This is a genomic window from Bacillus stratosphericus, from assembly GCF_020524495.1.
GTDB lineage: Bacteria > Bacillota > Bacilli > Bacillales > Bacillaceae > Bacillus > Bacillus stratosphericus_B.
This window is the reverse complement of sequence record NZ_JAIVLB010000008.1, coordinates 90,971-105,005: the sequence shown is the minus strand read 5'-3', so window position 1 is coordinate 105,005 and position 14,035 is coordinate 90,971. Positions and strand designations below refer to the sequence as shown.

General features: G+C 39.7%; 13 protein-coding genes and 2 pseudogenes. 7 read left to right on the top strand and 8 right to left on the bottom strand.

Features of this window, described 5'->3' with window-relative positions; all coding sequences use genetic code 11:
* Positions 1–145: 145 nt before the first annotated feature.
* The 3 genes and pseudogenes from LC033_RS05040 to LC033_RS05030 form a co-directional block, all read right to left on the bottom strand.
* The gene (locus LC033_RS05040; protein WP_226567159.1) at positions 146–619 is read right to left on the bottom strand and encodes a hypothetical protein; all 474 of its coding nucleotides are present in this window, start codon (positions 617–619) and stop codon (positions 146–148) included.
* A gap of 413 nt (positions 620–1,032) precedes the next feature.
* Positions 1,033–1,638 (bottom strand): annotated as a pseudogene (locus LC033_RS05035) (pyridoxal-phosphate dependent enzyme).
* Between the two features lie 37 nt (positions 1,639–1,675).
* A complete protein-coding gene (locus LC033_RS05030) occupies positions 1,676–2,254 on the bottom strand; it encodes a competence protein ComK (RefSeq protein WP_226567158.1) in 579 nt (192 codons plus the stop codon).
* Between the two features lie 289 nt (positions 2,255–2,543).
* Between LC033_RS05030 and LC033_RS05025 the strand changes: the two genes are divergently transcribed.
* Positions 2,544–2,783: an IDEAL domain-containing protein gene (locus LC033_RS05025; protein ID WP_226567157.1), complete on the top strand. Its 240-nt coding sequence runs from the start codon at positions 2,544–2,546 to the stop codon at positions 2,781–2,783.
* A gap of 53 nt (positions 2,784–2,836) precedes the next feature.
* Here LC033_RS05025 and LC033_RS05020 read toward each other — a convergent pair whose 3' ends face one another.
* Positions 2,837–3,697, bottom strand: a complete 861-nt coding sequence (locus LC033_RS05020; protein ID WP_226567156.1) for an SDR family oxidoreductase — start codon at positions 3,695–3,697, stop codon at positions 2,837–2,839.
* 141 nt (positions 3,698–3,838) lie between these two features.
* On the opposite strand from LC033_RS05020, the gene LC033_RS05015 reads away from it, so the two are divergent.
* The 6 genes and pseudogenes from LC033_RS05015 (at position 3,839) to LC033_RS04995 (ending at position 8,789) form a co-directional block, all read left to right on the top strand.
* A complete protein-coding gene (locus tag LC033_RS05015) occupies positions 3,839–5,371 on the top strand; it encodes an FAD-dependent oxidoreductase (protein ID WP_226567155.1) in 1,533 nt (510 codons plus the stop codon).
* 90 nt (positions 5,372–5,461) lie between these two features.
* Positions 5,462–6,001: pseudogene (locus tag LC033_RS17535) on the top strand (protoglobin family protein); the annotation flags it as partial.
* A gap of 144 nt (positions 6,002–6,145) precedes the next feature.
* Positions 6,146–6,757, top strand: a complete 612-nt coding sequence (locus LC033_RS17530) for a methyl-accepting chemotaxis protein (protein ID WP_446680372.1) — start codon at positions 6,146–6,148, stop codon at positions 6,755–6,757.
* Positions 6,758–6,855: 98 nt separating this feature from the next.
* Entirely contained in the window at positions 6,856–7,008 is a 153-nt protein-coding gene (locus LC033_RS05005) for a histidine phosphatase family protein (protein ID WP_226567153.1), read from the top strand.
* A complete protein-coding gene (locus tag LC033_RS17190) occupies positions 6,960–7,136 on the top strand; it encodes a histidine phosphatase family protein (RefSeq protein WP_226567165.1) in 177 nt (58 codons plus the stop codon). The genes LC033_RS05005 and LC033_RS17190 overlap by 49 nt, the downstream gene beginning before the upstream one ends.
* A gap of 507 nt (positions 7,137–7,643) precedes the next feature.
* On the top strand, positions 7,644–8,789 hold the full coding sequence (locus LC033_RS04995; RefSeq protein ID WP_226567152.1) for a serine alkaline protease SapB: 1,146 nt from the start codon (positions 7,644–7,646) through the stop codon (positions 8,787–8,789).
* 52 nt (positions 8,790–8,841) lie between these two features.
* Here LC033_RS04995 and LC033_RS04990 read toward each other — a convergent pair whose 3' ends face one another.
* The 4 genes from LC033_RS04990 to LC033_RS04975 all read right to left on the bottom strand — a co-directional run bounded on the left by LC033_RS04990 (position 8,842) and on the right by LC033_RS04975 (position 13,897).
* Entirely contained in the window at positions 8,842–10,119 is a 1,278-nt protein-coding gene (locus LC033_RS04990; protein WP_226567151.1) for a M48 family metallopeptidase, read from the bottom strand.
* A gap of 316 nt (positions 10,120–10,435) precedes the next feature.
* Positions 10,436–11,989 carry a fatty acid--CoA ligase family protein gene (locus LC033_RS04985; RefSeq protein WP_226567150.1) on the bottom strand — a complete coding sequence of 518 codons (1,554 nt, stop codon included), beginning with the start codon at positions 11,987–11,989 and terminating at the stop codon, positions 10,436–10,438.
* A gap of 172 nt (positions 11,990–12,161) precedes the next feature.
* Positions 12,162–13,151, bottom strand: coding sequence for a lipoate--protein ligase (gene lplA / locus LC033_RS04980; RefSeq protein WP_226567149.1), 990 nt, complete (start codon positions 13,149–13,151; stop codon positions 12,162–12,164).
* 2 nt (positions 13,152–13,153) lie between these two features.
* Positions 13,154–13,897: an MBL fold metallo-hydrolase gene (locus LC033_RS04975; protein ID WP_226567164.1), complete on the bottom strand. Its 744-nt coding sequence runs from the start codon at positions 13,895–13,897 to the stop codon at positions 13,154–13,156.
* Positions 13,898–14,035: the final 138 nt, after the last annotated feature.

Here is a 14,035-nt window from a genome sequence, read left to right as displayed (position 1 = left end):
GACTTCAACTGGATAACTCACTCTTGTCCCCATAGAAAAAACACCTCCATGTTTTATTTCGGATCACAACGGTCCGTTTTCAAACTTGAAGGTGTTTTTTATTTGTCTCATCTTAGGGGTCAGTCCCACCCTTCCAAGCTTTTTTTCATGATTTCTGAATGTGACCTACTTTTTCAATAAACGCGGCTGTCTCTTGCAATCCTTCTTGTAAATGATTGGTAGCTGAAATAAACAGCTTTTCTTGATCGGGATGCTTCAACAACTGCTCCACCTTGCCAATCCCTTTTTCAAATGAAACAAGGCCTGTCTTTAATTGTTTGTCAGCCTGTTTGTACGCAACTGGGACTTCATGATGAGCAAGTCCTTTTTGAATCACACGATCAAATGCTTTTGTCGCTTTTGCCAATTTTTTGTTGGCTTGAATCCTCCCATGCCCATCTGAAATAAATTGGTCTGTCATTTTTTCATATGCTTCATTTAACTCATCCATATAATGCTGAACCCATTGTTCATACGTAGCTTCTTTTATCTCTTGTTTTGAAGGCGACTGACATGTTTGATTGCAGGCTGCTAATAATGTCATTGTGAATAACAGCATCAAATGCCATCGTTTTTTCATACAGAGCCTCCATTTCTTATTCCCATTCGTTCATATCGGTCAATTTGATTATTATCTTTTACCTCATACGAACACTTTGCAAGACATGACTTCTTTTTATTATTGTAGCAGACAGCCCGTTTCACTTCTGTTATTTGTAATAAATGAATGAAACAAATTTAATGGTTTATAGTTCCTTTTTTCATTTTAAGATCATTCTGATACAGTCAATAGACGACAGCGGATACGTATTTGGTTTCAGCTCATTTTATTTTGATGACTTTTTTTAAAATAAGAAAAAGACCCCTTTCGGCGCCTTTTCACTTTGCATTAAATCCACACATCATTCATTTCGGCAATAACCTTCGCCAGTGCTCAGTAAATGTTGTGAGTTTGTCCTTTAGATGAATGGTCAACTTGTAACCTACTTTGGTTTACACTGATTTTAATCCTGCTCCGCATAGTGGCAGCACAATCCGTTCTTGTGTCGTCGCTTTTTGATGCTTCAAATAGGCAGCATAATTGGCGGCTGTTGTTGGTTCAACATAAAACCCTTTTGCTGTAAGTGCTGTGTGTGCCTCTTTAATCTCTTGCTCGTTTGCCGTCATGATGTATCCATTTGTCTGTTTGATAGCTTGAAGGATTTGTTCTGCTCGTTCAGGCGCCGCAATCGCAATGCCCTCAGCGATCATTCCTTTATTTTGTATCTCCTCTATTTCAAGACGCTGCTCATGAAAGGCTTGTGCAAGAGGGGCACAGTTTTCTGCTTATACTGCGACAATTTTTGGAAAATTCGTCATGAGACCTTGCGCTAATAGTTCACCAAAACCTTGGTAGACACCTAATAAGAGTGTACCATTACCGACAGGAATGATCAGGGTATCCGTCATGTTGTTGAGCTGTTCCCATATCTCGTAAGTGTACGTTTTTGTTCCCTCATGAAAATATGGATTAAACACATGACTTGCATAGAACGTCCCTTCTTGCTGAACTGCCATCTGCGCTTTCTTTGCTACATCCTCTAGGGTTCCATCCACCATACGAATAGTCCAGCGGCTGTTCGCCGCTGGTTGTTCGCTAATACCTATTACGAAGTTCTCTTAAAATAAAATCATATACAAGATTGAGCTGTTGCTCTTTTGGATACAGCATAAATTCTTGTTTTTTTGGAAGACCTCCATCAAGACGGTCTTGGAATTTTGTTCGAAGATACGCTGTTCGGTGCACCTGACTCTCAAACGATTTATATGAGACATCAAGTTTGACCGTTTGCTCATTTGTAAAAATGACAACCGTGTCTCCGAGGGATGATTCTTGGAAGGTATGAATGTATTTGTGGGAGATCCACCCGCACTGAGGGCGATTGGATGAATAGGTTGGGAAGAAATACAGATGATTGGATTGATCAATCACGATTGGAGGCTTGTGGGATATACCTGTTACTTCGTATGTTCCCGCTTTTCTACCTGCATAGCTTGAGCCAAAGAATCTGCAGCTACGTTCTATAATTTGCAGCGGCTTTAATTCAACGTAAAAGCTTGTTTCTCTTTCAATGACTTTTGAATATACTCTCTTTCCTTCTTCTATCGGAAGGATCGCCATCGTTGTTTGATTGATGACGTATGAATCTAAAGGTGTTTCACTAATTCCTGACACTTCATTTCCTCCTGTGTTAATTTTTGGTTAATTTAGCTACTATTAATCTATCACCAACGTATAAGAAACGACAGGATTTTTTCAAAATTTATTTAAAATCATCTTTTTATCATATTTTTTAGTACAATCGATCGATCTAAAAGCAATTTTTAAAGATATATCACATCCTGTCGATTGGACTAGAGGTGTCAAATTTGCTCAAAAATAAATTGTCTAAAAATTATAAAATCTTGTTGATTTTTTCTTTGCCAATTCATATACTATAAAAAAGGCATCGGGGGGATTCTTTATGAAAGAGAAAAAAACGTACGCTGAGCTCATGAAGTCCCGCAACACCCAAAAAACCGAAGAAAATGGCGTCACCATTTTAGACACCTACATTCAAATGGTTTTAGATGAGGCGCTTTATAAACAGCGCTTAACCTTCCTTAGAGAAGAGATTGATAAGGCACTGGATCAACGTGATGAAAAGCGATTCAATGACTTGTCAGCTCAATATACAAAACAATGCTTACATCAATCATCATGATTTTACTTGTGGCAGAGAGACACCCACCCGTCTCTTTACCGCAAGTTTTTTGTTTATCCATTTAAGATCGTTCCACCATTCACATGAAGAATTTGCCCATTCATATAAGATGAGTCTTCGCTCGCTAAAAATAAATAACTTGGCGCAAGCTCGACTGGTTCACCAGGTCTTTCCATTGGAACATCGCCGCCAAATTCAGAAACTTCCTTTTCTGTAAATGTGGATGGAATCAGCGGTGTCCAAATAGGCCCCGGAGCTACCCCGTTGACCCGGATCCCTTGTTTGATAAGAGATAAGGATAAGGATCTTGTAAATGTTACGACTGCGCCTTTTGTCGATGAATAATCGATCAAGGTTTCATGACCTTTATAGGCTGTGACGGATGTTGTATTAATGATACTGCACCCTTTCTTTAAATGCGGGAGCACAGCTTTTGTTAAATAAAACATCGCAAAGATATTTGTTTGAAATGTCCGAAGAAGCTGATGCGAAGTAATCTGTTCAATGCTTTTTTGTGGGTGCTGTTCTCCTGCATTGTTCACCAATATATCAATTGAACCGAAAGCATCTTTTGTTTTTTTGACGACCTCATTCGAAAAGGCTTCCTCCCCCAAGTCACCTGCAATTATAATGACACTGCCTCCCGCTTTTTCAATATCGTCCTTCGTTTCCTCTGCATCATGATGTTCATTTAAGTAAACAATCGCTACATTGGCTCCTTCTTTTGCAAATAAGACAGCAACTGCTCTTCCAATCCCACTATCTCCACCTGTCACAATAGCTGTTTTTCCAGCTAGCTTTTTGCTCTGCACCTCTCGATCAAAAATAGGTCTAGGACTCATTATATATTCATGACCCGGACGTTCATTCTGGTGTTGAGACGGCAATGTTTTCTTCGGCTGCTTTGTTGACACGTCAGTTCACTCCTTCCTTCTATCTTGTATATTTTTATAGGTTGGCCATTTTTTTAAGTATGATGTGCTTGTTTCCTTTCGGATGTATGATTTTCAGCATCGTGGAAAAATTATACACAACAAAAAACTGGAGGCGACAACATGGTACAAGAACATAAAGGAATGGATCAGGCGAAATCGTTATGGTTAGCAGAGAATAAGAGGCACTCTTTTCCTACTGTAACAGAAGACCTAACAGCAGACGTGATTATTGTAGGTGGCGGTATCACCGGTATCGCCACTGCGTTTGAAATGACGGAACGTGGATTTGATGTCCTCATCATCGATGCCGATCGATTGCTTCAAGGAACGACCGGACATACAACAGCTAAAGTAACATCACAGCACGATGTGTACTATCATGAGCTGATTCAGCATATTGGCATGCCAAAAGCCCGTTTGTATGTAGAAGCGAATGAAAAAGCGAAAGAGCTCATTCAAGCACGTGTCAAACAGCACAAAATCAATTGTCAGATAGAGGTAAAAAATGCTTATCTTTATACAAAGCAAGAAAGTGGCGTAAAAAAGTTAAAGAAGGAATTAGATGCCTACAAACAGCTAGGCATTGATCGAGAATGGAAAACAGAGCTGCCTTTCGATGCTGACATACAAGCTGCACTTGGGATGACAGAGCAGGCACAATTTCATCCACTTCACTATGTCAATGCACTGATCGAGTTACTCATTGAGCGAGGTGTGCGTATTTTTGAACAGACAACTGCAGTCGATGTCAAAGAAGGTGAGCAGGCTGCTGTCGTCACAAAAAGTGGTCATCATCTGACAGGACGCTATATCATTTCATGCTCACACTTTCCTTTTTATGATGGCAAAGGACTTTATTTCACGCGCATTCATCCCGAGCAATCTTATGTGGTAGCAGCCAAAACAACTAAGCCACTCCCAGACGGGATGTACTTAGGAATTGACCAGCCAGCCTACTCTTTAAGAACGGCAGAATTCCATGGTGAAGAAGTAGTTCTCATTGGAGGAGAAGGCCATAAAACTGGACAAGGCGGTGATGAATCTGCTCACTATGAAGCGCTAGAAAAATTCGGAGACAACACTCTTGGAATAGAGGAAGTCCTCTATCGTTGGTCTACCCACGATTTGGTCACAATGGATCAAATTCCTTACATTGGCCACCTGACCAAAAATCATCCGAATATCTTCGTTGCTACAGGCTTTAGAAAATGGGGCATGACCACAAGCCATGTCGCAGCGACCCTTATTGGTGATTTGATCCAGGGACAATCTCATCCTTATGAATCAATCTTTACTCCATCAAGACTTGTTTCTGACCCATTCGTCAAAAATTTTATGAAAGAAAATACCAATGTTGCTGCGAAGCTGATTAGTGGTAAATTAAAACAAACTGATCAAACAATTGATGATTTAAAGCCAGGAGAAGGCGGCATTGTATCTTATGAACAAAAAAAATGCGGTGCCTTTAAATCAGAGAATGGCCATGTCTTTCTTGTCGATACAACATGTACGCACTTAGGTTGTGAAGTCGCTTGGAATAATAGTGACCGTACTTGGGATTGTCCTTGTCACGGTTCACGTTTTTCAATAACTGGAGAAGTAGTAGAAGGTCCAGCAAAAAAACCACTAAAAAGGTCATATAAAGAACAGTAAAAATTAACTTGTTTCCCTTTAAAAAATCCAATATTATCCGATAAAAAACATAAAGTCTGATATTTGTGATGTTATGGGGGGACAAACACATTGTTATTTAAAAAAGAGACAAAAAGAAAAAACACTGCTTTTTTCACACAGCAGGATAATGGGATAAAAAGAATTAACGTTTCGGCGAATACAGACATTACCAAACAAATTAAAATGATTGATTTGACTCAGAAAGATCTTTTTATCCTGAAACAATTGAATCCAATCGTTCAAGATGATATTGAACAAATCGTCGATACATTTTATAAAAACCTAGAAGTAGAGTCTTCCTTGATGCATATCATTCAAGATCATAGTTCAGTCGATCGTTTGAAAAAAACACTCCGCATCCATATTAGCGAAATGTTTGAAGGTGTGATTGACGAGGCCTATGTGGCAAAAAGAATTAAAATTGCACAAGCTCATTTACGGATTGGGCTCCAGCCTAAATGGTATATGGCTGCATTCCAAGACCTTTTGCTATCGATTATGGAATTATTTTCCTACCATATCCAAGATTTCAAAGAATATCAGACGGCTATCAAAGCGACGACGAAAATTTTAAATTTAGAGCAGCAGCTTGTCCTAGATACATTCCAAAATGAATATTCTAAAATTCGTGATGAAGCGGAAGTACAGCAAAAAGAGCTTCACACAAAAATTACAGAAACCTCCAATTCACTTGCTTCTCTTTTCTCAAACACAACAAGTGCAGTGGATAAACTTGTGTCAAAATCTGATGAGATGGCGGATATGTCACAGGCTGGAACGAATATCTCGGCCCAAGTTGAGGAAAAATCAATTGGCGGTAAAAAAGAATTAGAAATTCAACAAACACAAATGAATCAGATTGATAGCAGTATGACAAAGATCGAAACGGAAATAAAACGCTTAGAAGAAATTGCAAAACAAATTGAACAAATTTTTGGGATTGTCACAGGCATTGCAGAGCAAACGAATTTGTTATCTTTAAATGCCTCAATCGAATCTGCACGTGCAGGTGAACATGGAAAAGGCTTTGCTGTTGTCGCAAATGAGGTTCGTAAATTATCAGAAGATACCAAGAAAACGGTTTCGACTGTATCAGAGCTTGTCAACAATACAAATTCTCAAATTGCCATTGTGTCACAGCACATTGCAGACGTGAATTTACTTGTGATAGACAGTAAAGAAAAAATGACTCAAATCAATTCGCTCTTCGATGATATTGTGAGGAGCATGAACTTAAGCAAAAACCAAAACGGAAAAATTGAAATAGATCTCCAAACGTTCCTTAACGAGTTGAAAGAAGTCAAACAAACAGTGTCACAAGTTGCCAGCTCTGTCGAATCCTTAACAAGTCTGACAAATCGTTAATCCAGTCATTCTTCTTCTGCTTTAGTATCATAGAAGAAAAGATAGAAAAGGCGGGATTGATTGAAAACAATTTGCCTATTTAAACACGGGGAAACAGATTGGAATGCAGCGAAACAATTCAAGGGCGAACAGATATCCCTTTAAATGAGACAGGTAAGTGGCAGGCTGAACAAACTGGACTTTTGTCCATTGGGATGTCTTCATTTCCAGTCCATTATCAAGAGCGAAAGAAACAACTTATTTGTTTTTAAAACATGTGGATGTACCTCTTATGATCATGGACGATTTCATTGAACACGATGATAGTGATGCTGACGTCCATGCCTTACTCACCACCCTTGGTGATGAACTATCGGTCTTTGGGACACGAGACGTGTAAATGCTTGCTTAAATTATGTGAAATGGAAAAATGGTGAATGGAAGGTACGTGATGACAACGTGGCCAGCCATTTAACTCCATCTTCACCTTCTTAAAGAACCTGTTATCACCAACAGGTTCTTTTTTATATCAGAAACAATGATAAAATAATATTTTTTTATATCGAAATTTGAAATAGATGATAGTCTTTCCTGCCTATTTTATAACTTTTCGGATAACGAATGTTTGTCCTGAAATCGATCATGAGAAAAAAAGCACCCTTCTTTTTTAACAGAAAACCGCAATGAAACATAATTTAATATGTTTTTCAAGCGACTTATTTACCTAATTTATACTAGGACTTTCACAAAAATTCAGGTCTACTCTTTTTTGCCCATTCCCTTTAAACTGAAAACACAGAATAATCGAACAAATCAAATAAATCAAATAAATCAAATAAATCAAATAAATCATTCTGCAGACTACGGATGATTATTCTGAAATAAGAAAAAAGGGAGTGGAACGTACGTGAAAAAGAAAAATGTGATGACAAGTGTTTTATTGGCTGTCCCTCTTCTGTTTTCAGTAGGATTAGGAGGCTCAATGGCAAATGCCGAGACGGTCTCAAAGTCAGATAGTGAAAAAAGCTATATCGTTGGCTTTAAAGCTTCTGCCACCACGAACAGCTCTAAGAAACATGCGGTGACTCAAAATGGCGGGAAACTAGAAAAGCAATATCGACTCATTAATGCTGCACAAGTGAAGATGTCCGAACAAGCCGCCAAAAAACTTGAACATGACCCTAGCATTGCTTATGTAGAAGAAGACCACAAAGCAGAAGCATATGCACAAACCGTCCCTTATGGTATCCCTCAAATCAAAGCTCCAGATGTACACACTCAAGGCTATAAAGGCGCCAACGTCAAAGTAGCTGTCCTTGATACTGGTATCCACGCTGCACACCCTGACTTAAATGTTGCAGGCGGTGCTAGCTTCGTCCCTTCAGAGCCAAATGCCACCGAAGACTTTCAATCACACGGAACTCACGTAGCCGGAACTATTGCTGCCCTAGATAACACAATTGGTGTTCTTGGTGTCGCTCCAAGTGCCTCCTTGTATGCTGTTAAAGTGTTAGACCGTTACGGCAGTGGACAATACAGCTGGATTATTAGCGGTATTGAATGGGCCGTTGCCAATAACATGGATGTCATCAATATGAGCTTAGGCGGACCGAGCGGTTCCACAGCGCTTAAAAATGCTGTTGACACAGCAAACAATCACGGAATCGTTGTTGTTGTTGCTGCTGGTAATTCAGGTTCTTCTGGCTCTTCAAGCACTGTTGGCTATCCAGCAAAATATGATTCTACGATTGCCGTTGCCAATGTCAACAACAACAATGAAAGAAACTCCTCTTCTAGCGTAGGACCTGAATTAGATGTTTCTGCACCTGGTACATCCATTTTAAGTACAGTACCAAGCGATGGGTATACATCTTATACTGGAACATCCATGGCTTCTCCTCATGTAGCAGGAGCAGCAGCGCTTATTCTTTCTAAGAACCCGAATCTATCAAGTTCACAGGTTCGTCAGCGTTTAGAAAGCACAGCAACACCGCTTGGTGACTCATTCTATTACGGAAAAGGGTTAATTAACGTTCAAGCGGCTTCTAACTAATTATGTGTTTCAAAAAATCCGGCTGATCCAGCCGGATTTTATTGGTTTATTGCTATTTAGACGTTTCCTCTTTTTTTGATGCCTTTTCCATGTCAATGATTCTTTCCATCATTGTCGGGTGTCCATAGCGAAATATTTTCACTAGAAGCGGCGGATTCACTTGGGATAGTCCAGATTTTGCAAGCTTTTGAAAAGATGTCACCCCTGCCTCCCCATCTTTTGTCAGGTTCACTGCATAGTCATCAGCTGCCCTTTCTTGATGCCTTGACACAGCATTTGTAAAAGGGGAAGCAGCAAATGACAGCATAGATACAATGATCAAAAGAAGCGGCAGTGCAGCGACCTCGTGTGGCACTTTCAGCCGAAATAGAACAGCACCCTTTTGATAAAGGTAAAAATAAAGGCGGTCAATCGCAAAAAATCCAGCAAGTGACAGCACCAAGTAACCTGCTAGGCCGATATAGACATGCTTCATGACGTAATGCCCCATTTCATGCGCCATGATAAATAAAATTTCTCGATCTTTCAGCTTCTGCAACGTCGTGTCCCAAAGGACAATGCGCTTATTATCACCGATCCCTGTTACGTATGCGTTCATCGTGTTTGTTTTCTGAGACATATTGACTTCATATACATGATCTGCGGGGATATGCGCTTCCTCTGCAAGAGTTAATATCTTTTTCTCAAGTGCTTGATTCTTTAATGGATAAAAATCATTGTATAGCGGATCAATAACGACTGGCTGTATAAAAAAGAGGAACAGTGTGACTGGCACTGTCAAACACCAGGCATACAGCCACCATAACTTCCCTTTCTTTTGAATTAACCAAAAGAACACAATGGCACATAGCACAAGAATCGGATATTGAATCCAAAAATCAAGAGTTTGATCTTTTAACCAGCTTGCCGTGCTTTGAGCTGACACACCATAGTGTAAGGACAGCTGATAACCAATCCATTTGATCGGCAGTGAAACCAGCATGGTAAGAAGCGACAGCATTAAGACATAGACAAGTTTGCTTAAAATTTGAAAATGAGCAGCTACAAGGCTCCAGTCTGCTAATTTCCGTGAAAACCCTGAAATCAGCAATAGGAAAAAGATATACCAATCTAACGGGATTGTAATAAAGTACAACAGGTTACGTATTTTTGAGAAATTCTGGCTGATCACAAGCTCATGTCTTGTCATAAAGGTATGAGGGTCTGCACTTGTCCCTTTCACACTTTCAGGAACTGATGAATCACCCATTATAAACAAATAAAAATAAATAAAAAGACCGTACAATATGTATGCTAACGTTGCAAGAGCTACCCATTTACGTACTCGCACATGTCAGCCTCCTTTCTATCCTTCTCCTCTATTCTAATCCCGTATATTTTTGTTTAGAACCTGTCTCATGTGCCTCCATCATAGCATGCCCCATCTAAAAAGCTTCAGCGAAAAAAATGATGATGCTTCTAAAAAAATCGGAGAAACTAAGTGTATCAAAATCGAAACCACCTTTCAGCTATGAACCAACCGATTATAGGTCGTTTTCTTAGTAGATGAACGTATTAAGAACTGAATCAAAAACAGTCGAATTCTTTTCAGTAACAGTTACAAGAAGCCTTTCAAAAGGGAGCCTCCTCATAGAGACTCCCTTTCATTATTTGCTTTCTTCTGTTTGGTACTTGTCCTTTAGCGCTCTTCTTAAAATTTTCCCTGTTGTGTTTTTTGGAATATTATCTATGAAATGGATCGTTTGGGGCTGCTTATATTTCGCTAAATAGCGTGAACAATGTGTAATGATGTCATCTTGATTGATGTGAGCATGTTTCTTAGGGGAAATGTAACAGGCGACAGCCTCTCCTGTGTTTGGATCTGGAACACCGATGACGACGGCTTCTTCTACAGCTTCATGTTGATAAAGAACTTCTTCTACTTCTCTTGGATAGACATTATATCCGCCAACAAGAATCATATCCTTTTTCCGATCGACAATATAAATATATCCGTCCTCATCTCTTCTGGCCAAATCTCCTGTATACAGCCAGCCGCCCCTCAGTGCTGCCTCTGTATCTTCTGGCATTTGATAATAGCCTTTCATAATATTTGGCCCTTTTGCAATGAGTTCTCCGACTTCATTCGGACCGACTTCGTCTCCAAGTTCATTCACGATCTTATTCTTCACGTTCATAATATCGATCCCGACTGAACCTGGTTTTCTTTTTCCGTCAATGGGATTGAATGCAGTCACTGGGGAAGCCTCTGATAAACCATAACCCTCCAGCACTCTCACACCAAATTTCTCCTCAAAACCATAAAGTAAGGCAACGGGCATAGAGGCACCCCCTGAGATACAAATTCTCACTGATTTCATCGCCTCATCATGACCTTCTTTGCGGTATAAATAATTATACATGGTTGGAACACCAACAAATAGTGTCGGTTTTTCTTTTTCCATCATGCGCAATAGCACTGTTGGGCTAAAATGAGGAAGGACATAAATGGTCGCGCCATGAATCAACGGTGCATTCATACAGACCGTCAAACAAAATACATGAAACATCGGCAAAGCCGCAATCACCTTGTCCTTTTCACCGATAGATAGATACTCAGTAATGTCTCTGGCATTTGAATAAAGATTGAAGTGAGTGAGCATCGCACCCTTTGGTTTTCCTGTAGTGCCAGATGTAAATAAAATAACAGCAGTATCATCAGGTTGAATAGAAGGATGTTTTGTTTCTGGTGCATGTCCAGATACAAGCTTTCCAAAGAAAACAAGGCGATCAGATACTTCCTTTATACTTGATCTGCACGCAGATTCGTTTTCTGCACAAATGATCACTCGATCGATGGAAGGAAGCTGTTCATACACTTGTTCGTAAACTGGCAGAAGCTGATGTGCCGCAACTATGCCCTTCACATCACCTGTGGTGAGCATATATCCGATTTCACTTGGCGTGTACGTTGGGTTGACGGGTACAACGACAAGTCCTGCCTTTAATGCTCCAAAAAAAGAAATGACAAAATGCGGTGAATTCCCTAAAATAAGCGCAATATGATCCCCTGCTTGAAATCCTTCGTTGACTAAGCCATCTGCAAAGCGCTCGACACTTGTCATCAGCTCTCGATAGGTCCACTTGTTTCCTTCAAAGATAAGTGCGATGTTTTCTCCCTTGGTCATCGCAGTCTGTTGAAGATTTTTGATCAAATCCATTCTCCCACCCCTTATGCATCATCAATGAATGAATAGCCATTCATTTTATGGCCAAACATTCCTCCTTTCTATTATAATAGACAATCGAAAAAATCCACAAGCTCAAATGTGAATCGCTTTCATTTCTTTGGATAGAAAAGCAACGCTATCTCTAGCCGAGCTTATCCATCATTTAATAAATCAAATCAAGAAAGTTTTCTTTCGATACGTTGCCAAAATAGTGGTGCATATCCATATCTTCTAATACGTCGCTAATGGTTTTACGGTCATATTGCTTTCCAATGAGTCTTTGTTCAATATCCACAATATCCCCAACGCCAAAGAAGTCACCAAAGATTTTACAATCCTGAATGAGCCCTTTTTTCACCTCTAATCGTAGATCAATAGAGCCTGCTGTGAATCGCTTTGAGTGCTGCAAATTAAACTTAGGTGAACGGCCATAGTTCCATTCCCATTTTTGATATCGATCCCGGGAAATGTCATGAATGTTTTTCCAATCCTTTTCTGTCAGTTGATATTGAGGTACGTCCCCATTCGTATCAAAAATGTAGCTTAAAAGAATCTTTCTAAATTCTTCAGTTGTCATCTTTTGATCCAACAGTTCACTAATATTGGCAACCCTGCTTCTAATGGATTTAATGCCTTTAGATTCAATCTTTTCTTTTTTAACATTTAATGCAGAGACCACATGTTCAATTTCTGAATCAAATAGGAGTGTGCCATGACTGAAAATACGTCCTCTCGTCGCAAATTGAGCATTCCCAGAAATTTTACGCCCGTCTGCCATGATATCATTTCTGCCGCTTAATTCAGCTTTGACTCCTAGCTTTTCTAGCGCTTTGATGACTGGATCTGTGAACTTTTTAAAGTTATGGAAGCTTTCCCCATCGTCTTTTGTGATAAAGCTGAAGTTTAAGTTTCCTTTGTCATGGTAAACTGCACCACCGCCTGATAGGCGGCGAACGACTTTAATTCCGTTGTCTTCCACATATTTTGTGTTGATTTCTTCTATTGTATTTTGGTTCTTTCCAATTATAATGGATGGCTGGTTAATATAAAACAGCAAATTCGTTTCTTCGGGATCTAAATATTTTAGGCAATACTCTTCAATTGCCAAATTAATCATTGGATCATCATGTTGTTCGTTATCGATAAACAGCAACTCTATCTTCCTCCCTTGTTCCATCTAAGCCCTGAATGGGCAAGCTGTATACTGCCAGTATATAACGCCTGTGCTTCATTGACTAGGTCTTTATGCCGACCGACATGAGGCAGATGTGTGATCATTAGTTCTCCAACATTTGCTTCATTTGCAATCTTGCCCACATCAGTGCTGTTCATATGTCCTGCACTCGATCCGTCTTGCCCAGCGTAAAAATTGCTTTCGGCAATGAGAAGATCAGCATCCTTGCTAAATGGGATAAATGCTTCCTTATAGCTAGAGTCGGCTGTATACACCACAACAGCATCATCAGCATGAATTCTCATGGCATAGCATTCTACCGGATGAACCGTTTTCAAAAAATCAATTTGAAATGGGCCAATTTGAAGGCATTCTCCCGGATGATAAGGCTTTGCCTTTGTATGTACATCATCAGAAAGCCGAAGAAACGCTTCTGGATCACCAGTATGTCCATAGATCGGAAGCGGACCACTACTTTTCCCTAAATGATACCCCACCAATTTAGCATATTGAAGAGGTCCGATATCTGCAATATGGTCGTGATGATAATGCCAAAGGAGAACAGCATCTAATTCTTCTATATCAATGTATTGCTGAAGCTTTGAAAGAACGCTACTCCCGCAGTCTACAAGGAGCCGAAAACCATCTGATTCAAAAAGATAGCCTGACGTCGCTTCACCAACTGCTGGAAACCCTCCGTAGCATCCAATAACGGTTAATTTCATCGACATTCTTACCTCCTTTTTCTAAAAATCCCCTTCTTACAATATACCCATTTTTAATGGAAAAAGCATTCTTCTTGCCCGTTGTTACAAAACAGATTGACAATTATTAACCTGTTATAATACAATAATAGCAACAAA